This is a genomic window from Rhizobacter sp. (assembly GCF_035702065.1).
GTDB lineage: Bacteria > Pseudomonadota > Gammaproteobacteria > Burkholderiales > Burkholderiaceae_C > Rhizobacter.
Genome location: NZ_DASSRA010000498.1, coordinates 1 through 18789, shown reverse-complemented (window position 1 = coordinate 18789; position 18789 = coordinate 1). Strand labels below are relative to the sequence as shown.

Here is an 18789-nt window from a genome sequence, read left to right as displayed (position 1 = left end):
CTGGAAACCATTCGCCTGGCGTTGACCGCCGCGGAAACCGGCCACATCGTGTTCGGCACGCTGCACACGTCCAGCGCCGCCAAGACGGTCGACCGCGTGGTCGACGTGTTCCCTGCGGCCGAAAAGGAAATGGTCCGCGCGATGCTCTCCGAATCGCTGGTGGCCGTGATCTCGCAGACCCTGTGCAAGCTCAAGGACGGCAGCGGCCGCGTGGCCGCGCACGAGATCATGCTGGGTACCGCGGCCATCCGCAACCTGATCCGCGAGAACAAGATCGCCCAGATGTACTCGTCGATCCAGACCGGCAACAACATGGGCATGCAGACGCTCGACCAGAACCTCGCTGACCTGGTTCGCCGCAACATCATTTCTCCCGCCGAGGCGCGTGCCAAGGCCAAGTTCCCGGAAAACTTCCCCGGCTGATCCGAGCCTTGCGCAACCCGAGCGAGGGCTCACGTGAAGAAACTGTTCGATCGACTCAAGCGCAGCCCTGGCGCCGCGGTGGGCGAGGCGGTCGACAGCCACCCGGCCGATTCCGGCTTCTTTTCCACCCAGTTCTCCGACCGCCCCGACGAGGTGCAGACGCTGGCCACCTGGGCCTCGCGTGCCAAGGAAGTGGGTGCGCAACCGCTCGATCGAAAGCAGGCCGAACCGCTGTTCGCCAAGCTCTGGGGCGCCGACCGGTACGTGGCGGCGTTGAGCCCCGACGAACTCGCGCGCATGAGCCAGTACCTGCAGTTCGTGACGGTGCCGGCCAATCAGGAAGTGATCGGCCAGGACGAGCAGGGTGACTACATGCTGATCGTGCTCGACGGCACGCTCGCAGTCGACCGCGTGCAACCCTGGGGCGGGCGGGCGCGCCTGGCCGAGGCGCGCGCCGGCGACATGCTGGGCGAGATGTCTCTGCTCGACGCGGGGGCCCGCTTCTCGGCCTGCACGACGCTCACGCCCTGTACCCTGGCGGTGGTAGATGCGCAGCGTCTGGATGAGATGATCATGTTCGAGCCGCGGTTGGGCCTGGCCTTGTTGGCCTCGCTGTCGCGGCGCCTGTCGCTCCGGTTGCGACAGGTGAGTGCAAGGCTGAGTGCTCTGCTGTCGAGCAACTGACGGCCCCGCGCCGAGAGAGAGAAGGACATCATGGAAAGAGACCAAGCATCCAAGTTCGTCAACGACCTGCTGCGCCTCATGGTGTCGCGCAACGGGTCCGACTTGTTCCTCACGGCCGACTTCCCGCCGGCCATCAAGGTCGACGGCAAGGTGACCAAGGTGTCGCCGCAGCCGCTGACCAGCCAGCACACGCTGGCGCTCACGCGCTCGGTGATGAACGACAAGCAGGCGGCCGAGTTCGAGCGCACCAAGGAGTGCAACTTCGCGATCTCGCCGCAGGGCATCGGCCGCTTCCGCGTCAACGCCTTCGTGCAACAGGGCCACGTCGGCCTGGTGTTGCGGACCATTCCGCAAACCCTGCCGACCATCGACAGCCTGAACCTGCCGCAGGTGCTGAAGGACGTGACCATGACCAAGCGTGGCCTGGTCATCTTCGTGGGCGCCACCGGCTCGGGCAAGAGCACCTCGCTGGCGGCCATGGTCGATTACCGCAACGAGAACTCGCACGGCCACATCATCACCATCGAAGACCCGGTCGAGTTCGTGCACCCGCACAAGAACTGCATCGTGACCCAGCGCGAGGTGGGGCTCGACACCGAAGGCTGGGAAGCGGCGCTGAAGAACACGCTGCGCCAAGCGCCCGACGTGATCCTGATGGGCGAAATCCGCGACCGCGAGACCATGGAGCACGCCGTGGCCTTCGCCGAAACCGGCCACCTGTGCATGGCCACGCTGCACGCCAACAGCGCCAACCAGGCGCTCGACCGGATCATCAACTTCTTCCCCGAAGAGCGGCGCGCCCAGCTGCTGATGGACTTGTCGCTCAACCTGAAGAGCCTGGTCTCGCAGCGCCTGCTGCCGCGCCAGGAAGGCCGCGGCCGGATCGCGGCGGTGGAGATTCTGCTCAACACGCCGCTGATCTCCGACCTGATCTTCAAGGGCGAGGTGGCCGAGATCAAGGAGATCATGAAGAAGAGCCGCGAGCTCGGCATGCAGACCTTCGACCAGGCGCTCTTCGACCTCTACGAGAACCACCTCGTGACCTACGAAGACGCGCTGCGCAACGCCGACTCGGTGAACGACCTGCGGCTGCAGATCAAGCTGCACAGCAACCGCGCGCGTTCGACCGACCTGTCCGCCGGCACGGAACACCTCACCATCGTCTGATCGCGCAGCACGCGCGCACGGCCTCGCTCCGTCGAGGCCGTTTTCATTTCCGAAGGATGAAGCCATGACCAAGACCTACGACCCCGTTCCCTCCAAGCGTGTCGCCTTCATCGGCCTGGGCGTGATGGGCTACCCGATGGCGGGCCATTTGCAGCGCGCCGGCCACCAGGTCACCGTCTACAACCGCACGGCGGCCAAGGCGGCGCAGTGGGTCGGCGAGTACGGTGGATCGAGCGACTCCACGCCCGAAGCCGTGGCGCGCGATGCCGACATCGTGTTCGCCTGCGTGGGCAACGACGCCGACCTGCGCAGCGTGACGGTCGGCGAGCGCGGCGCCTTTGCCGGGATGAAGCCGGGCGCCGTCTTCGTCGACCACACCACCGCCTCGGCCGAGGTCGCGCGCGAACTGGCTGCCGAAGCGCGTGCACGTGGCCTGGAGTTCATCGACGCGCCGGTCTCCGGAGGCAACCTGGGCGCCATCAACGGCGCGCTCACGGTGATGTGCGGCGGCGATGCCGCGGCCTTCGCCGCCATGCAGCCGGTGGCCATGGCCTTCTCCAAGGCCGTCACCTTGCTGGGCGACAGCGGCGCGGGGCAGCTGGCCAAGATGGTCAACCAGATCTGCATCGCCGGCCTGGTGCAGGGCCTGGCCGAGGCCATTGCCTTCGGCCAGAAGGCGGGCCTGGACATGAAGGCCGTGCTGGGCGTCATCGGCAAGGGTGCGGCCCAGAGCTGGCAGATGGACAACCGCGGCCCGACCATGGTCGACGGCAAGTTCGACTTCGGTTTCGCCGTCGACTGGATGCGCAAGGACCTGGGCCTGGTGCTCGACGAGGCCAGGCGCAACGGCGCGCGCCTGCCGGTGACGGCCCTGGTCGACCAGTTCTACGCCGACGTGCAGGCGCTGGGCGGCCAGCGCTGGGACACCTCGAGCTTGATCAAGCGCCTCGGCTGAGGCGCTGGTCGCTCACGGCCGCGGGCCAGTGGTCGAGGCCTTGGGCGCGGTGTTCGGGTCGATCTCGGCCAGTTCGGCTTCGCTGATCACTTCCATCACCCGCACCACCTTCTGCACGCCGCCGATGCTGCGGGTGAGGTTCACGGCGCGGTCGGCCTCGCGTTCGGTCACGCGGCCCATCAGGTAGACGATGCTGCGCTCGGTGACCACCTTGAAGGCGTTGGCCGAGATGTCGCCGGCGTCGACCAGCGTGGCCTTCACCTTGCTCGTGACGAGCGCGTCGTTGGAGCGGTTGCTCAGTGAGCTGGCGGTGCCCACCACGAGCTCGTTGACCGTGGCGCGCACGTTGTCGAGCCGGCCCAAGCCTTGCTCGATGGCAGCCTTGTTCTCTTCCGTCGGCACCTCGCCGGTGAGCAGCACGATGCGGTTGTAGCTGGTCACGTTGACGTGGCCGCGGTCGCCCAGCACCTCGCGGATGCGGGTGTTGGCCTTCAGCTCGATGGACTGGTCGTCGATCTGTGCGCCGGACGAGCGGCGGTCGGTCGCGAGCAGCGTGCCGCCAACCACCGCGCCACCCACCAGCACGGCAGCGCAGCCCGAGAGGGCGGCGGTGGCGGTCACCAGCGCGCCGATCACGGCCACGCTGCGCAAGCGATCGAAGGGCATCGCGCGGGAAGTCGTTCGAGTCATGTGTTTTCCTGTTCTCCTAGCAGTTGCAGGTCCACTGCGTCGCACAGGCAATGCAGCGCGAGGATGTGGACCTCCTGAATGCGCGCGGTGCGCTCGTGGGGCACGCAGATGTGCACGTCGGTCTCGGTGAGCAGCTCGTTCATCTTGCCGCCACCTCGGCCGGTGAGGGCGATCACCGTCATCTCCTTGCTGCGCGCGGCCACCACAGCCTTCAGCACGTTGGCCGAGTTGCCGCTGGTGGTGATGGCAATCAGCACGTCGCCCGGTTGGCCGAGCGCCTGCACCTGCTTGGCGAAGATGTCGTCGAAGCTGTAGTCGTTGCCGATGGCGGTGAGGATGGAGGTGTCGGTGGTCAGCGCGATGGCCGCGAGGCCGGGCCGCTCACGCTCGAAGCGGCCGATGAACTCGGCGGCGAAGTGCTGCGCGTCGCTGGCCGAGCCGCCATTGCCGCAGGCCAGCACCTTGCCGCCGGAGGTGATGCTGCCGACCACCGCGCTCACCGCGTCGGCGATGGGGCGCGAGAGGATCTCGGCGGCCGCGTACTTGAGGTCGGCGCTGTCGAAGAACTGCTGCTGTATGCGTTGTTCAAGCATGGGCATGGATGATATGACACCGATCTTCGGGGGCGGGTTCCCCGCGCGTGGTGCTGTGTTCAGTCGGCCGAGAACGCCGCGCGAAGCCATTGCAGCTGACCGCCCTCGATGGTCACCACGTCGAAGCGGCAGGGCGGCGGCGAGGCGAACTGCAGCAGGTAGTGCTGCGCCGCATAGATGACACGGCGTTGTTTCGACAGCGTGACGCTGGCGGCCGCGCCCCCGTGGCTGGCGTTGCGCCGGGCGCGCACTTCAACGAACACCAGCGTGCCATCGCGCTCGCGCACAATCAGGTCGACCTCGCCGCCGCGGGCGCGCGGGCCGGCGGCCACCCGATAATTGCGCTGCACGAGCTTCAGGCCCTGGCTCGTCAAATGGGCCAAGGCCTGCGCTTCCGCTTCATCCCCCGTTCCCTTTGTCGTCAGCCCTGCCGTGACCATTGCTTCCTCGTTGATGCTGCAAGCGGCCCAGGCGGCCGCCGGTGCGCAGCAGTATCCCGCAGGGGCGCTGTACGTCGTCGCCACGCCCATCGGCAACCTGGCCGACCTGAGCCTGCGGGCCATCCATGTGCTCGCGCTGGTTGACGCGGTGGCCTGCGAAGACACGCGCCACAGCGCGCCCCTGCTGCGCCACCTGGGGCTGGACAAACCGTTGCTCGCCGTGCACGAACACAACGAGCGCGAGGCCGCCGGCGCCGTGCTCGCGCGGCTGGCCGCCGGCGAGCGCGTGGCCTACGTCAGCGATGCCGGCACACCGGCCGTCAGCGACCCGGGTGCGGCGCTGGTGGCCGCGTGCCGTGCAGCGGGCTACCGTGCGGTGCCGGTGCCCGGTGCGAGCAGTGCGCTCGCCGCGCTGTGTGTGGCTGGCGACACCATCGCCGCCGGCTTCTCGTTCGTGGGCTTTCTGCCGCCCAAGGGCGGCGACCGTTCCCACGCGCTGCAGGCAGTGGCCGATCGCGCCGACGCACAGGTGCTGTTCGAGGCGCCACACCGCATCGCCGCGTTGCTGCAGGGGCTGGCCGATGCGATGCCCGAACGGTCCGTCACCGTGTGCCGTGAGCTGACCAAACAGTTCGAGTCGGTCGAGACGATGCCGGCCGCGACCTTTCCTGCCTGGTTGGCCGCCGATGCGAACCGCTCGCGCGGCGAGTTCGTCGTTGTCGTGCATGCCCGACCGGCGCAGGCGGCTGGCGACGACGAAGCCGCCCACGACCGCACGCTGCGTTCGCTGATGGCGGCGTTGCCGCTCAAGCAGGCCGTGGCCCTCGCGGCCGAGCTCACCGCCGCGCCGCGCAATGCGCTCTATGCGCGTGCGCTGGCTCTGAAGGCGCAGGGCGGCGACCCGGCCTGACGCCGGTCGCGGTGCCGAAGGGGCTTTTCCCGCCCCGCTGGCGCGGGCCCACTCCTACACTGGTTCGATGATCTCCCGCGAACCCACCCTCGAGCGTCTGGCGGTCGCCAGGTCGCTGCTGCTCGAACCCTTCGGCCTGACCGACGCCACGCTCTCGCGGGCGCTGGCCACCATCGCCGAGCACCGCATCGACGACGCGGACCTGTACTTCCAGTACACGCGCAGCGAAGGCTGGAGCCTGGAGGAAGGCATCGTCAAGTCGGGCAGCTTCGGCATCGACCAGGGTGTGGGCGTGCGCGCGGTGGCGGGCGAGAAGACGGCCTTTGCCTACTCCGACGACATCTCCGAGGCCGCGTTGCTCGACGCGGCGCAGACCGTGCGCACCATCGCCGCGGCGGGCCAGAGCCGCAGCGTCAAGATCCCGGCGAAGCATCGCGTGGCCGAGAGCCGCGTGCTGTACGCACCGATGGACCCGATCACCACGCTCGACAGCACGCAGAAGGTGGCGCTGCTCGAAAAGGTCGAGAAGCTCGCCCGCGCCAAGGACCCGCGCGTCAAGCAGGTGATGGCCGGCGTGGCCGCCGAGTACGACGTGGTGCTGGTGGCGCGCGCCGATGGCACGCTGGCCGCCGACGTGCGCCCGCTGGTGCGCCTGTCGGTCACCGTGATCGCCGAGCAGACCGTTGGCGGCGAAGTGCGCCGCGAAGTGGGCAGCGGCGGCGGCGGCGGGCGCTTCGGCCTCGGCTACTTCCACGACAGCATGATCGAGAGCTACGTGAACGACGCGGTGAAGGCCGCGCTCACCAACCTCGAGTCCCGCCCCGCCAAGGCCGGTGAGATGAGCGTGGTGCTCGGCCCCGGCTGGCCCGGCGTGCTGCTGCACGAAGCCGTGGGCCATGGGCTCGAAGGCGACTTCAACCGCAAGGGCTCGAGCGCCTTCAGTGGCCGCATCGGCCAGCGCGTGGCGGCCAAGGGCGTGACCGTGCTCGACGACGGCACCATCCCCGACCGCCGTGGCTCGCTCAACGTCGACGACGAAGGCAATGCCAGCCAGCGCAACGTGCTGATCGAAGACGGGATCCTGAAGGGCTACATCCAGGACTCGATGAACGCCCGCCTGATGGGCGTGGCCCCCACCGGCAACGGCCGGCGCGAGAGCTATGCCGCCGTGCCCATGCCGCGCATGACGAACACCTACATGCTGGGTGGCGACAAGACCAGGGAAGAAATCATTTCGAGCCTCAAGCGCGGCCTCTACGCCACCAACTTCGGTGGCGGCCAGGTCGACATCACCAGCGGCAAGTTCGTGTTCTCGGCCTCCGAGGCCTTCTGGGTCGAGAACGGCAAGATCCAGTACCCGGTGAAGGGCGCCACCATCATCGGCAACGGCCCCGACGCCCTCACGCGCGTCAGCATGATCGGCAACGACATGAAGCTTGACACCGGTGTCGGTGTTTGCGGCAAGGAAGGCCAGAGCGTGCCGGTGGGTGTCGGCCAGCCGACGCTGCGCATCGACCGGCTGACGGTGGGCGGAACCGCTTAGCGGCCCGCCGCGAGCATCACGGCGCCGGCGCTGCGCGCGATCTCCGCGCGCAACTGGTTCGTGACCAGCCCGTCGGCCTCTGCCAGCAGAGCCACGGGAGCGTCGCGCAGCTCGTCGGTGACGAGACCATCGGCCTCCACCAGGCGAGCCACCTCGTCGTAGCCGGGCGTCGCAGCGGAGCTGGCGGTGGCCAACGCCAGCGAGGCCAGACCGAGGCTCAGGGTGCGAATCAGATGGGTGCGGTTCATGGCAGGTTCCCTCGTGAGTTGCGGGCGGATGGCGCATGGCCCCCGGTGAACCCATGCTAGGCAGGCCCCATGGCAGCGAACAGGAACAAGCGCACGCTTCGCTTCTCGCAACACTTGGTAAGCGTGCACTCAGTCGGCCCGGCCGTTGAAAACTGCGCGCTTGACGGCCCGACCGGGCGCCGTGCTACATTCGCGGCCATGCGTTTCGCCAGCTTCTTCTTTGCCTACTTTTGGTTCTCGCACCGCACCGGCGGAGGAGAGGCGAGCGCGTAGGCTGACAACAAACGCACCGAACTCACCAAACCGCCGGGATACCCCGGCGGTTTTTTTTTGCCCCATCCGATTCCACACACCACAGCGAGGAGAGCCCGAATGAATGCCAAGTCCGCCAGCGCCGCAGAGGGTTGGTATGCGCCCGTCGACAAGACAGGCCAGACCGACGACGAAAGGATCAAGGACGTGATGCCTCTGCCACCCCCCGAGCACCTGGTGCGCTTCTTCCCCATTCGCGGCACGGCTGCCGAGACGCTGATCGCCGAGACCCGCCAGCGCATCAAGCACATCATGGCCGGCAAGGACGACCGCCTGCTGGTCATCATCGGCCCCTGCTCCATCCACGACCCGGCCGCCGCTGTCGACTACGCCCGCCGCCTGCGCGAGCAGCGCGAGAAGTACGCCGGCACGCTGGAGATCGTGATGCGCGTCTACTTCGAGAAGCCGCGCACCACCGTCGGCTGGAAGGGCCTGATCAACGATCCCTACCTCGACGAGAGCTACCGCATCGACGAAGGCCTGCGCATCGCGCGCCAGCTGCTCACCGAGATCAACCGCCTGGGCGTGCCGGCCGGCAGCGAGTTCCTCGACGTGATCTCGCCGCAGTACATCGGCGACCTGATCAGCTGGGGCGCCATCGGCGCGCGCACCACCGAGAGCCAGGTGCACCGCGAACTGGCTTCGGGGCTGTCGGCGCCGATCGGTTTCAAGAACGGCACCGACGGCAACATCCGCATCGCCACCGACGCCATCCAGGCCGCGGCGCGGCCACACCACTTCCTCTCGGTGCACAAGAACGGCCAGGTGGCCATCGTCGAGACCAAGGGCAACAAGGACTGCCACGTGATCCTGCGTGGCGGCAAGACACCCAACTACGACGCGGCGAGCGTCGAGTCCGCCTGCAAGGAACTGGAAGCTGCCAAGCTCCCGGCCACGCTGATGGTTGACTGCTCGCACGCCAACAGCAGCAAGCAGCATGAGCGCCAGATCGATGTGGCGCGCGACATCGCGGCACAGATCGGCAGCGGCTCGCGCCGCATCTTCGGCGTGATGGTCGAGAGCCACCTCAAGGCCGGTGCGCAGAAGTTCAGCGCCGGCAAGGACGACCCCGCCAAGCTCACCTACGGCCAGAGCATCACCGATGCCTGCATCGGCTGGGACGATTCGCTGAGTGTGCTCGACACCCTCAGCGCGGCCGTCAAGGCGCGCCGAGGCTGATAGGCGTCACTCGGCGTCGCGCGCGAGCCGCTCGCTCTTCCAGTAGACGTCGTCACCGCCCAACCCATCGAGGTTGGCGCGGTTGAGCACGCGGGCCAGCACGAAGAGCAGGTCCGAGAGCCGATTGAGGTACTGGCGCGGCTCGGCGCGCACCTTCTCCACGGCGGCCAGCGCCACCACCGCGCGCTCGGCGCGGCGCGCCACGGTGCGGCCCACGTGGGCGATGGCGGCGCTGCGCGTGCCGGCTGGGAGGATGAACTCCTTCAGGCGCGGCAGTGCGGCGTTGTGGTGAGCCAGCGCCTCGTCGAGGCGCAGCACCGCATCGGCCTTCAGCAGCTCGTAGCCGGGAATCGACAGCTCGCCACCCAGGTTGAAGAGCTCGTGCTGGATCACCACCAGCAGCTCGCGCACCTCATCAGGCAGCGGTTCGGCGAGCAGCACGCCGAGCTGCGAGTTCAGCTCGTCCACATCGCCCATGGCCTGGATGCGCAGGTGGTCCTTGGGGACGCGCGTGCCGTCGCCGAGGCCGGTGGTGCCGTCGTCGCCGGTGCGTGTGGCGATCTGCGTGAGCCGGTTGGCCATGGGTCCGTGCCTCTTACTGCTGTTGCTGCGCGGGGGCAGCTTGCTGTTGCTGTTGCATCTGCGCGGCTTTGGCGCGCAGGGTGTACTTCTGGTACGCCGGCAGCGCGACGGCGGCCAGGATGCCGATGAAGGCGATGACCGGCAGGGCCAGCCCCAGGATCTTGACCGACGTGGGGTTGGGCGGCGGCGGCGCGCCGTAGGCGTTGGCGCCCGGCGTGCCGGCCTTGAACAGCCAGATCAGGCCGACCAGCGGGATGAAGGCCAGCAGCACCGTCCAGCCCGACCAGCCCATGTCGTGCGAGCGCTGGATCAGCAGCAGGATCGACAACACGAAGAACGGCAGGTAGGCGAGCCCCATCAGGCCGAAGAGGAGGTTCTCCGAACCGCTGAGCCCGCCGACGACACCGGCCAAGGCCAGCAAGGCGTACATCGCCAGCGTGGCAACCGTGAAGTACGCGAGGTAGCGCAAGCGCCCGATGCGTCCGCTGGCCGACCACACCTTGGGTTGCGAGAACTCGGTGACCTGGCCATGGACGTCGGACACCTCGGCGCGTGGCGGGGTGTAGGGGTTGACTGCAGACATGGAAACCTCCTCCGGTTGTGTTTGATGGACGTATGCCGCTGGCTGGTTCAGAGCTGCCTGCAAGCGACGCCGCATGGTAGCCAGCGCCCTGGGCTACAGCAACCCGGCGCGCTTGACCGCGTGGTAGCGGTTGACCAGGCTCACCGCCAGCTGCTCCGGCTCCACGTCGACCGACAAGGCATCGCCACCCACCACGCGCGCGAACGCATCGCTGCGCGCCTGCGAGAACAGGTGCGCGCCCGCCACCTCGATGGCGTGGCGGTCCTGCGTGATGGGCTGTTCGCCGATCTCGCGCAGCACGCGTTCGCGCAGGCTGGCCACCAGCACCAGGTGGCGGCTGCGCAGCAGCTTGAGCGCGGGCGTCAGCTCGGCCGCGTCTTCGTCGCGGAAGTTGGTCAGCACGATCACCAGGGCACGCTTGTGCTGCGCGCGCAGCAGGTCTTGCGCAGCCGCGAGGTAGTCGGAGTGGGTGGCGCTGGGCTCGATGTCGTAGAGCCGCGCCATCAGCGCGTTCAGCGTCGCACCGCCCTTGCGCGGCGCAAAGCGGCGCTGCTCGCCGGCCGAGTTGCCGAAGGTCATGGCACCGACCTCGTCGCCTTCCTTCAAGGCCACGTAGCTCAGCAGCATCAGTGCGTTGAGCGCCTGGTCGAAGTGGCTGCCGCCGGTGGTGGCCGCCGCGCCTTCGTCGGCACGCATGCGGCGGCCGCAATCGAGCAGGAAGATCACGCACTGGTCGCGCTCGTCCTGGAACTCGCGCACGATGGGGCGTTGGTGGCGCAGCGTGGCCTTCCAGTCGATGTGGCGGATGGGGTCGCCCTGCTTGTAGTCCGACAGCTGCTTGAAGTCGGTGCCCATGCCGCGCTTGGGATAGGTCTTGATGCCGATTTGCGCGAGACGACGGTCGCCGGCCAGCCAGGCATAGCGCGCCACCGCGGCGAAGTTCGGGTACACGTGCAGGCGCTGGCCGTCGCCGATGGTGCGCAGCAGCTCGAAGCTGCCGCCGCGCGAGCGCAGGCGCAGTTGCGTGGCGCCCAGTTGCACCGGCCCGCGCTGGCGCGGCGTCACGCGGTAGTGCAGCGCCAGCCGCGTGCCGGCCGGCAGGTGCAGGTGCTGCGGCAGGCCGTCGAAGTCGAGCCGCGGGTCGACCTCGTCGAAGAGATCGAGCGCCCACGCGAGCGGCCCCTCGTTGACCAGCGTCAGCTGCAGCACGCGCGGCACACCCAAGGCCAGCGCATCGGGCAATGCGCGCTCGGTGCGCAGCGGGTGGCGGCGCCAGGCGCGCAGCGTGAGGCCCAGGTCGGCCACGAACCACAGCACGCCCATGGCTGCGACCACCGCAGCGGCTTGTGCCACCCACGCGAGTGGCGCACCCACCGCCAGCGCCATGGCGCTGGCCACTGCGCTGGCGGCGAGCACCAGCACCGAAGCGCGGCTGGGGATGAGCTGGCGCATCGCGGCCAAGCTCAGAGGCGCGGTGCCTCGACGCTGTCGAGTGCCGCCGCCAGCAGCTCGCCGATCTCACGCCCTTCGAGCTGCGCATCGGGCGCCAGCATCACGCGGTGGCGCAGTGCCGGCAGGGCGAACTGCTTGATGTCGTCGGGCGTGACGAAGTCGCGGTTGCCCATCAGCGCGGTGGCCCGCGCGGCACGCACCAGCGCGATCGCGCCGCGCGGGCCGGCGCCCGAGGCCAGGCCCGGCCAGCTGCGCGTGCTGCGCACGATGCGCACCGCGTAGTCGAGCACCTTGTCGTCGACGCGGATGAAGGCGGCCATGCGCTGCAGCGTGAGCACCGCGCGTTCGTCGAGCACGGGCGTCAGCGCGTCGAGCGGGAACTGGTCGCCCGTCAGCTGATCGGTGGTGCGCTTGAGGATGGCGGTCTCTTCGTCGTGCGGCGGATAGCCGATGTCGATCTTGAGCAGGAAGCGGTCGAGCTGCGCCTCGGGCAGCGGGTAGGTGCCTTCGGTGTCGATCGGGTTCTGCGTGGCCAGCACCATGAAGGGCCGTGGCAGCGCGAGTGTCTGGCCTTCGAGCGTGACCTGGTACTCCTGCATCACCTCCAGCAGCGCGCTTTGCGTCTTGGCCGGCGCCCGGTTGATCTCGTCCGCCAGCAGCAGGTTCGTGAACACCGGCCCGCGGTGCACGCGCAGCGCACCCAGGCCGGCTTCGCCGCTGCGTGCGTCGAGCACCGCGTGGCCGGTGATGTCCGACGGCATCAGGTCGGGCGTGAACTGCACCCGCGCGTAGTGGAGCGCCATGGCCTTGGCCAGCGCGCGTGCCAGCAGCGTCTTGCCCAGGCCCGGCACGCCTTCGATCAGCACGTGGCCCGAGGCGACCAGCGCCACCAGGATCTGGTCGACCGCCAACTGCTGGCCGACCACGGCCTTGCCGACTTCGGTGCGCAAGGTCTGCAGCAGCTCGGCCGCGCGGCTCAGGTCGGTGGGTTTGATCTGCATGGGGTGTCCTTCTTATTTGGTGGAAGCGGTGTGGGGGCGGCGCTGCACCAGCAGGCGGCGTGCGGTTTCAAGCAATTCGAGCGTGGCGGGCAGGTCGGTGCGGCGGCGCGAGAGGCGCGTGTCGAGCGCGCGGCTGAACGCGGACGTCAAGGCGCTGGCATCCTGACCCGTCATCTTGGCGATGGCGGCGGCGCGTTGGCTGCGATCGAGCTGGTCGTAGTGGCGCACATGGCTGCGCGCGGCCGCTTCGAGCGCGCGGAACTGCGCGGCGAGCAGCGCCTCGGGCCCTTGCCGGTGAAGGAATTGCGCGGTGCCGCTGATCTGCTCGGCGATCGAGCGACGCCCGGGCGCCGGCACCGCCATCAGCGGGCCGAAGCGGCGCGCGCTGCGCCACAGGGCCAGCGCCAGCGCCAGCGCGCCGAGCACGACGACCACCCACGCCTCGCGCCATAGCCAGCGGAGGATGGGCGGGCGTGCCTCTTCGGTCACGAACCACACGTGCGCACCGGGCCCGCCCTTGAGGGCCGCGACGGCGACCAGGGCGTTGTCGCCCTTCACCACGATGCGGTTGTCGAACAGGTCAGGGGCGCGGACCACGGTGACCTGGCCACGGCCAACGGCTGCGCGCAGCACCAAGGGCCCCTTGGCGCCTTGCACCAGCCACAGCGGGTCGCTGCGCGATTGCAGCTGAGGCCCCGGGAACTCGAAGCCCGAGCCGCAGACCTTGAAGTGGCGCTTGCCGTCGGTATAGGCGGAGGGCACGGTGTCGGGCTCCACGGCGTCGGCGCAGGGCGGGGCCTTGGCGCGCAAGCCGGCCGGCGGGGGCTCCTGGTCGGCCTCGTCATCGTCTTCATCCGCATCTTCGGGCCTGCCGGGCTTGCGCGGCGGCGCCACCGGCTTGATCGGCAACCAGTCCTTGAGCTGCCGGTGCTGCAGGCTGCTCGCGTAGAGCACCAGGTGTCCGCCGCCTTCGACCCAGGCCTTGAGCCGCTGCGCGCGCTCGGGGAAGAGATCCCAGTACCACGAGCTCAGCATCAGCGTGGCCTGCGGCGGCGGCATCTGCGCGAGGTGGGTCGGTGCGGCCACGGTGCTGCCCAGGCGGCGCAGCAGCTGCTGGGTGGCGTAGAGCTCGTTCTTTGCGGCCTCGCCGCGCTCGGGCAGCGGCACTTCGACCTCGGCCCATTCGGTGCATGAGGCCACCCAGACCGCCACGACGCCCATCGCCGCGACCAGCAGGGCGCGCATCAGCCAGTCGCGCGTGCTGGGGCTCATGCGCTGGCCGGCTGCGCGGCGGGCGCAGCGGGAAGTTGAACATCGAACTCGGCGCACAAGGCCAGCACGCTGGCGGTGTCGGGCAGGCGCGCGCCGTAGACCGCGAGCTGCCAGGCCTGTACCAGCCGGCCGAAGAAGGCGCTGCGCTCGGGGGCCAGGCGCACGGCGGCCAGCGCCGCACATTCGCCTTCGGTGCTGGCGGCGCGGATCGGCACCGCATGCTGGTGCACCAGGCGCGAGAGCGCCCCGCGGTACAGCAGCGAGAGCGCGGGCCGGTGCTCGCCGCGTTGCCACAGCGCAGCGGCGGCGGCACCGATGCGCTCGGGCAGGCTCTCGGGGCGGATGTCGAGTTCGCGCACATGGCTGGGCAGCGCCGGCCCCGGGCCGCGCACCGCACCGGCGCGCACACGCACCCAGTGGCGCAGGCCGACGAGCACGGCCGCCACCGCGATGGCCGCCAGCACCCACACGACGATGCGGCCGGCCTCGGTCAGCCAGCGTGAGAAGTCGCGCAGCCAGGCCCAGAAGCCGCTTTCGGCGGTCTTCGGGTCGGGCGGCTTCTGGGTCTCGGTGTCCTTGAAACGCAGCGTCTTCTGCAGGCGGGTGCCGCCGAGGTCGCGATCCTTGCGCACCTGCTCCACCGCTTCGGTGACCTGCGCACGCGTGGGGGCCGAGGCGGGCTCGGCCGCCGCCGCGGGGCCGCCGAGCAAGGCCAAGGCGAGCAGCCAGGCATGGCTAGAACGCACGGCGGAACTCCTGCTCGATGTCCCAGGCTTCGAGCTGCACGCGGCGGTTGAGGTACATCGCAAAGCCGGCGGCCACGTAGAAGGGCTCCAGCACCGCCACCACCACGCCATAGACGGCGGCCAGGCACAGCGAGGCGCCGGGCGCGGTGTCGCTGGTCAGCCAGGTGAAGATGTCGCCTCGCAGGTCTTCGGGCGCGAACAGGAACACCAGCGCCACCACGCCCAGCATCAGCGAGGCTTCGATGTTGGCAAAGGCGAAGTGCATGCCGCCCGCCGCGCCGCGCTGGCCGCGCAGCAGCTGCGTGCGCCGCTGGCGGCGGGCCGCGCCGCGCTGGCCTTCGAGCTGGTAGATCGGCTGCGTGAAGGCGCGCCAGGGCGACAGGCGCCGCCAGAGCAGCGTGCTCGGCAACGCGCTCCACCACACGGCGCGCTGCGCGCTCCACAGGTCGGCGAAGCGCGTGTCCTGGCCGAACACCGCGCGGGCCAGCACGAAGAGCAGGCTGCGGTCGAGCCAGGGCTTGAGCCAGAAAATCAAGAGCGTGGGCAGCCAGGGCGCGATCTCCACCGTGGCCAGCGCGAGCAGCAGCACCGCCGCAAACACCGGGCCGCAGCTGCGCCACACCGAGGGCGCGTTGGCCTGCAGCAGGCGCACGCCGAGGTCGGCCGCCTCCCACATCGGGCGCGGGCGCAGCTCGACGGCGATGGCATCAACCTGCATGGGCATTCCTTGGCCGGCCTTGCCAGCCCAGGTAGGCGATGACGAGCCCCCAGCAGGCCGCGCCCACGCCGTACTTCAGCTCGGGCGGAATCCAGCGCGCCGACGACCAGAAGGCCTCCACCGCCGCGGCGATCACCAGCAGGCCGATCACGCCGTACACCACCACGATGCTGTCGCTCGCCGCCTGCGTGAGGGCCTGCAGCCGCGTGCGCCGCCCGGGCGAGAGCAGCGCGTGGCCCAGGCGCAGGCCGGCCGCGCCCGACAGCACGATGCCTGTCAACTCGAAGGCGCCGTGCGTGACCACGAAGGACCAGAAGTTATCGCCATGGCCGCGCGCCGTGAGGTAGCCCGCGATGCCGCCGATCTGCAACCCGTTGAAGACCAGGTAGAACGCGCTGCCCAGCCCGGCGAACAGGCCGCCGGCAAAGCACTGGAAGCCGATGCCGATGTTGTGCATCACGTAGAAGCCGAACATCTGCCAGTCGGTGCTGGCGTCGCGCGTGCGGCCGAAGGCGCGCGAGCCTTCGTCGTACATGCGGTCGTATTCCAGCGCCTGCTCGGCGCTCGCCAGGTGCAGGATGAAGCCCGGGTCGCGCCAGGCCGCCCAGCCTGCCGCCAGCAGCGGCACGGCGAAGAGCAGCAGGGCGGCCCACAGGTAGCCGTGGTGCGCGCGCACGCTCTGCGGGAAGTCGACCAGCACCAGCTGCTTGAGGCGCGCCACGCCGTAGTCGTGGCGGCGGTAGATCAGGCGGTGCGCGCGCTGCGTGAGTGATTCGAGCCGCTGCGTCAGGTGGATGGGGTAGGCGCGCGCCTGGGCCAGCGCCAGGTGCTCGCAGCTGCGGCGGTAGAGCGCGGCCAGGCGGGCGCCGTCGAGCGGCGCGCGCTTCTTCTGTGCGCGCTGCTTCTCGGCCTGGTCGAGCGAGGTCTCCAACTCCTGCCACAGCGGCGCGTGTGCGGCCTCGAACTGCAGCGGCGTCATCATGGTGTGCCGCCTCCGCCGCGCCGGCCGACCAGCCATTGCGCCACGCCCAGCAGCTGGCGTGTCGCATCGCCTGCACCCTGGTGGGGGGTGACCGAACGGGCCAGCTGCGCCAGCTCGTCCAGCCGCGCCGGCGTGAGCCGCGCCGCGCGGCCGGCCCAGGCGACGATGGCCGCCTGCTCGCGTGGCGCCAGCGCGCGGGCCGGCGCCAGGGGCGGCGCGTCGGGCAGCTTGCCGTGCAGGGCCACGGTGTCGCGGTAGACCACCAGCGTGCCGGCGGCGAGGTCGCCCAGGCGCTTGAAGTCGCGCCGCAGGAGCATGGCCACCAGGCCGAAGCCGTAGAGCAAGGGCAGGAAGTCGGCCGCACGCAGCAGGTTGCGTGTGATGGACGCGGCGGGTGTGACGGGCAGGCCCGAATCCATCACCACCTGCAGGCCGAACAGGCGCTTGCCCGGCGTGGCGCCGCCGCGCATCAGCTCGAAGACGACCGGGTAGAACCACTCCAGCAGGAACACGCTCACCAGCAGCAGGCCGCGGCCCATGCCGCCGAAGGCCACGGCCACCATCGCCACGACCAGGTACAGGCCGAAGCGCACGCCCAGGTCGACCATGTAGGCCAGCGCACGCGCCGCCACCCCGGCCGGCCGCAGCGAGAGCGCAATGCCCTCGGGGGTTTCGGCGGTGTACAGCGTATCGAGCGACACAGGCGTGGCGGTCAGGCCCTGATGACGATGGTGTCGGCGATGTCGTCGTGCAGGCAGCGTCGCGAGGCGCGGAAGATGCACAGCGAATCGACCAGACCGAACAGCAGGCCCAGCGCGGGCACGATGTTGAGCAGGCTGAGCAGGCAGTAGCGCAGGCCGAGCACGCGCCAAGGCGAAGCGGCCGAGCCGTCGGGCCGCACGATGCGGATGCCCAGCGCCAGCTTGCCGACGGTCTGCCCGCGCGTGGCGAGCAGGTAGCCGTTGACCACCAGCAGCAGGGCCACGTCCCACAGCGCGGTGCGCAGCTGCGGGCTCCACAGGCTTTCTTCGGCTTCGTCCCAGGGCTGCCAGGGCGTGAGCCAGCCGGCGATGAGGGTGGCGAGGATCAGCACCACGATGTCGATGAGCACGGCCGCGAAGCGGCGGCCGCGGCTGGCGAGCACCAGGCCGTCGACGGCTTCGGGCAGGTCGGCCACGGCGGCGCGTGGCGGTGCAAAGCGGCCCTCGTTGTCCACACTGCTCATCGGCTTTCCTCCCGGGGAACGTGCTCTTGTCTGGCGGATGTCGGGCTGATTCTAGGGTTGCTCCTGCGACGGCCCCGGGGTGGGGCGCGCAGAATCGGCGCACAGTACACACAGGAGACTGCCTTGAACGCCGCCCTTCCCAGCCATGTCTTGCCCAGCTTCGAGCGGCGGCCCGTGCCCGTGGCCATGCAAGAGGCCTTGAAGGCGCGCTTCGGCGAGCGCTGTTCCACGGCACTCGCGGTGCGCGAACAGCACGGCCGCGACGAGTCGCCGTTCGACGTGCCGCCACCCGACCTGGTGGTGTTCTGCGAGAGCACCGAGGAGGTCGCCTTCGTCGTGCAGCAGGCTGCCGCGCACGAGGCGCCGGTGATTCCGTTCGGCGTGGGCTCGTCGCTCGAAGGCCACCTGCTGGCCGTGCAGGGCGGTGTGAGCATCGACCTCGGCCGCATGAAGCAGATCGTCTCGCTGCACCCCGAAGACCTGACCGTCACCGTGCAGGCCGGCGTCACGCGCACGCAGCTCAACAACGAGATCCGCCACAGCGGCCTCTTCTTTCCCATCGACCCCGGCGCCGACGCGACGCTGGGCGGCATGAGCGCCACCCGCGCCAGCGGAACCAACGCCGTGCGCTACGGCACGATGCGCGAGAACGTGCTGGGCCTCACCGTCGTCACGCCGCAAGGTGAAGTGATCCACACCGGCACGCGGGCGCGCAAGTCGTCGGCGGGCTACGACCTCACGCGCCTGATGGTGGGCAGCGAAGGCACGCTGGGTGTGATCACCGAGATCACCTTGAAGCTCTACCCGCTGCCCGAGGCGATCTCGGCGGCGATCTGCAGCTTCCCGAGCGTCGACGCTGCGGTTCGCACCACCATCCAGACGATCCAGCTCGGCGTGCCCATCGCCCGCTGCGAGCTGCTCGACGTGCACGCGGTGCGCGCGGTGAACCGCCACGACAAGCTGACGCTGCGCGAATCACCGATGCTGCTGATGGAATTCCATGGCAGCGAAGCCAGCGTGAAGGAGCAGGCCGAGATCGTGCAGGAAGCGGCCAAGGACAACGGCGGCGAAGATTTCGAATGGG

At 69.6% G+C, this 18789-nt stretch carries 22 protein-coding genes; 8 read left to right on the top strand and 14 right to left on the bottom strand.

From position 1 onward, the window contains the following. The 4 genes from VFL64_RS22475 to VFL64_RS22460 form a co-directional block, all read left to right on the top strand. Positions 1-423 (top strand): type IV pilus twitching motility protein PilT (locus tag VFL64_RS22475; protein WP_489542616.1); only part of this gene is annotated, 423 nt, incomplete at its 5' end. 33 nt (positions 424-456) lie between these two features. After that, entirely contained in the window at positions 457-1107 is a 651-nt protein-coding gene (locus tag VFL64_RS22470; protein ID WP_489542615.1) for a cyclic nucleotide-binding domain-containing protein, read from the top strand. A gap of 30 nt (positions 1108-1137) precedes the next feature. Further along, on the top strand, positions 1138-2274 hold the full coding sequence (locus tag VFL64_RS22465) for a PilT/PilU family type 4a pilus ATPase (RefSeq protein WP_489542614.1): 1137 nt from the start codon (positions 1138-1140) through the stop codon (positions 2272-2274). A gap of 64 nt (positions 2275-2338) precedes the next feature. Beyond that, positions 2339-3229: an NAD(P)-dependent oxidoreductase gene (locus VFL64_RS22460; protein ID WP_489542613.1), complete on the top strand. Its 891-nt coding sequence runs from the start codon at positions 2339-2341 to the stop codon at positions 3227-3229. A 12-nt stretch (positions 3230-3241) separates the two neighbouring features. Here VFL64_RS22460 and VFL64_RS22455 read toward each other — a convergent pair whose 3' ends face one another. The 3 genes from VFL64_RS22455 to VFL64_RS22445 are packed head-to-tail and all read right to left on the bottom strand — an operon-like array spanning position 3242 to position 4952. Continuing rightward, complete coding sequence (locus VFL64_RS22455; RefSeq protein WP_489542612.1) at positions 3242-3919, bottom strand: BON domain-containing protein; 678 nt, start codon at positions 3917-3919, stop codon at positions 3242-3244. Continuing rightward, positions 3916-4512 carry a phosphoheptose isomerase gene (locus tag VFL64_RS22450; RefSeq protein ID WP_489542611.1) on the bottom strand — a complete coding sequence of 199 codons (597 nt, stop codon included), beginning with the start codon at positions 4510-4512 and terminating at the stop codon, positions 3916-3918. Before VFL64_RS22450 ends, VFL64_RS22455 begins: the two co-directional genes overlap by 4 nt. A gap of 59 nt (positions 4513-4571) precedes the next feature. Beyond that, positions 4572-4952, bottom strand: coding sequence for a YraN family protein (locus VFL64_RS22445; protein WP_489542610.1), 381 nt, complete (start codon positions 4950-4952; stop codon positions 4572-4574). 13 nt (positions 4953-4965) lie between these two features. On the opposite strand from VFL64_RS22445, the gene rsmI reads away from it, so the two are divergent. Beyond that, positions 4966-5862: a 16S rRNA (cytidine(1402)-2'-O)-methyltransferase gene (rsmI, locus tag VFL64_RS22440; RefSeq protein WP_489542617.1), complete on the top strand. Its 897-nt coding sequence runs from the start codon at positions 4966-4968 to the stop codon at positions 5860-5862. 67 nt (positions 5863-5929) lie between these two features. Continuing rightward, on the top strand, positions 5930-7405 hold the full coding sequence (tldD, locus tag VFL64_RS22435) for a metalloprotease TldD (protein ID WP_489542609.1): 1476 nt from the start codon (positions 5930-5932) through the stop codon (positions 7403-7405). Here tldD and VFL64_RS22430 read toward each other — a convergent pair. Next, positions 7402-7653, bottom strand: a complete 252-nt coding sequence (locus VFL64_RS22430) for a hypothetical protein (protein WP_489542608.1) — start codon at positions 7651-7653, stop codon at positions 7402-7404. The two genes, tldD and VFL64_RS22430, sit on opposite strands and share 4 nt — an antisense overlap. A gap of 372 nt (positions 7654-8025) precedes the next feature. Between VFL64_RS22430 and VFL64_RS22425 the strand changes: the two genes are divergently transcribed. Beyond that, a complete protein-coding gene (locus tag VFL64_RS22425; protein WP_489542607.1) occupies positions 8026-9144 on the top strand; it encodes a 3-deoxy-7-phosphoheptulonate synthase in 1119 nt (372 codons plus the stop codon). Between the two features lie 6 nt (positions 9145-9150). On the opposite strand, the gene VFL64_RS22420 is transcribed toward VFL64_RS22425, so the two are convergent. The 10 genes from VFL64_RS22420 to VFL64_RS22375 form a co-directional block, all read right to left on the bottom strand. Further along, positions 9151-9726 (bottom strand): cob(I)yrinic acid a,c-diamide adenosyltransferase, encoded by a 576-nt coding sequence (locus VFL64_RS22420; RefSeq protein ID WP_489542606.1) that lies wholly within the window; start codon positions 9724-9726, stop codon positions 9151-9153. A gap of 13 nt (positions 9727-9739) precedes the next feature. Next, a complete protein-coding gene (locus tag VFL64_RS22415; RefSeq protein ID WP_489542605.1) occupies positions 9740-10309 on the bottom strand; it encodes a DUF805 domain-containing protein in 570 nt (189 codons plus the stop codon). A 93-nt stretch (positions 10310-10402) separates the two neighbouring features. Then, complete coding sequence (locus tag VFL64_RS22410; protein WP_489542604.1) at positions 10403-11761, bottom strand: DUF58 domain-containing protein; 1359 nt, start codon at positions 11759-11761, stop codon at positions 10403-10405. Positions 11762-11772: 11 nt separating this feature from the next. Continuing rightward, positions 11773-12762: an AAA family ATPase gene (locus tag VFL64_RS22405; RefSeq protein ID WP_489542603.1), complete on the bottom strand. Its 990-nt coding sequence runs from the start codon at positions 12760-12762 to the stop codon at positions 11773-11775. 12 nt (positions 12763-12774) lie between these two features. After that, positions 12775-14034 (bottom strand): DUF4350 domain-containing protein, encoded by a 1260-nt coding sequence (locus VFL64_RS22400; protein ID WP_489542602.1) that lies wholly within the window; start codon positions 14032-14034, stop codon positions 12775-12777. Beyond that, positions 14031-14780 (bottom strand): DUF4129 domain-containing protein, encoded by a 750-nt coding sequence (locus tag VFL64_RS22395; protein ID WP_489542601.1) that lies wholly within the window; start codon positions 14778-14780, stop codon positions 14031-14033. The genes VFL64_RS22400 and VFL64_RS22395 overlap by 4 nt, the downstream gene beginning before the upstream one ends. Further along, the gene (locus VFL64_RS22390; RefSeq protein WP_489542600.1) at positions 14770-15498 is read right to left on the bottom strand and encodes a hypothetical protein; all 729 of its coding nucleotides are present in this window, start codon (positions 15496-15498) and stop codon (positions 14770-14772) included. Before VFL64_RS22390 ends, VFL64_RS22395 begins: the two co-directional genes overlap by 11 nt. After that, positions 15488-16480 carry a stage II sporulation protein M gene (locus VFL64_RS22385; protein ID WP_489542599.1) on the bottom strand — a complete coding sequence of 331 codons (993 nt, stop codon included), beginning with the start codon at positions 16478-16480 and terminating at the stop codon, positions 15488-15490. Before VFL64_RS22385 ends, VFL64_RS22390 begins: the two co-directional genes overlap by 11 nt. Next, a complete protein-coding gene (locus VFL64_RS22380; protein WP_489542598.1) occupies positions 16477-17181 on the bottom strand; it encodes an RDD family protein in 705 nt (234 codons plus the stop codon). The genes VFL64_RS22385 and VFL64_RS22380 overlap by 4 nt, the downstream gene beginning before the upstream one ends. An 11-nt stretch (positions 17182-17192) precedes the next feature. Next, on the bottom strand, positions 17193-17705 hold the full coding sequence (locus VFL64_RS22375; RefSeq protein WP_489542597.1) for an RDD family protein: 513 nt from the start codon (positions 17703-17705) through the stop codon (positions 17193-17195). Between the two features lie 123 nt (positions 17706-17828). On the opposite strand from VFL64_RS22375, the gene VFL64_RS22370 reads away from it, so the two are divergent. After that, positions 17829-18789 (top strand): FAD-binding oxidoreductase (locus VFL64_RS22370; protein WP_489542596.1); only part of this gene is annotated, 961 nt, incomplete at its 3' end.